Source organism: Vibrio sp. YT-19(2023) (genome assembly GCF_033337395.1).
This window is the reverse complement of the sequence record NZ_JAWOQN010000396.1, coordinates 1-765: the sequence shown is the minus strand read 5'-3', so window position 1 is coordinate 765 and position 765 is coordinate 1. Positions and strand designations below refer to the sequence as shown.

The following is a 765-nucleotide window of genomic DNA, read 5'->3' as shown; positions in this document are numbered from 1 at the left end:
GGCAACGCTCGCAATGTGGTTTGTATATCGTATCTCCGCTGCGACGAAAGCCATTAGCCATCAATAGTTGATAGTTTTGTTCAGTATGTAATTCAGCGTCCAATGCCACCGCAACACGCTCTTGTCGCTCCGGTAAATAGCTACAAGGATGGTTGTTGGTTAACCCAATTCGAATGGGTTGTAGATCTGTGCTCATGATTCTGAATCCTGCAAAACTTGGGGCGTAAAGGTGTCAGAAGCCGTTTGCTTTTCTCTTAAAGATAGTAGCTTTTGTATGAACTCGTCTCGGTCAAGTTCAAATGCGCCGAGGGATGCCAAGTGCGGGTTCATCACCTGACAATCTATTAATTGACCATGCTTTGACGCCAGATGCGTGCACAAATACCACAATGCGATTTTTGATGCGTTGTCTTTCAAACTGAACATGGACTCACCACAAAAAAGTTGACCCACGCTAATGCCGTATAAACCGCCAACAAGCGTGTTGTCATGACATACTTCTACTGAGTGGCAATGCCCTAGGTTGGATAGCTGAATATAAGCCGCTTGCATCTCTTCATTCAGCCATGTTTCATCTGCTGGCCGGGTAGACGAGCAAAGTTGAATGACGCGCTCAGTCGCTGGATTTATAGTGACTTTATATTGATGCTTGCGCTGAATCTTTTTAAGACTTTTTGATGGCTTAAACGTTAAAGGATCAAACACCGCACGTGGCGAAGGACTCCACCATAAAATGGGTTCTCCTGGACCATACCAAGGGAAAAT

The 765-nt window shown here is 45.1% G+C and carries 1 protein-coding gene and 1 pseudogene; both read right to left on the bottom strand.

Annotated elements, in window-relative coordinates; all coding sequences use genetic code 11:
* Window positions 1–196, bottom strand: a pseudogene (locus tag R7E78_RS26135) (arginyltransferase); the annotation flags it as partial.
* Window positions 193–765: leucyl/phenylalanyl-tRNA--protein transferase (gene aat / locus R7E78_RS26130; protein ID WP_318058612.1), on the bottom strand; the 573-nt coding region annotated here is incomplete at its 5' end. The gene aat and the pseudogene R7E78_RS26135, both read right to left, overlap by 4 nt.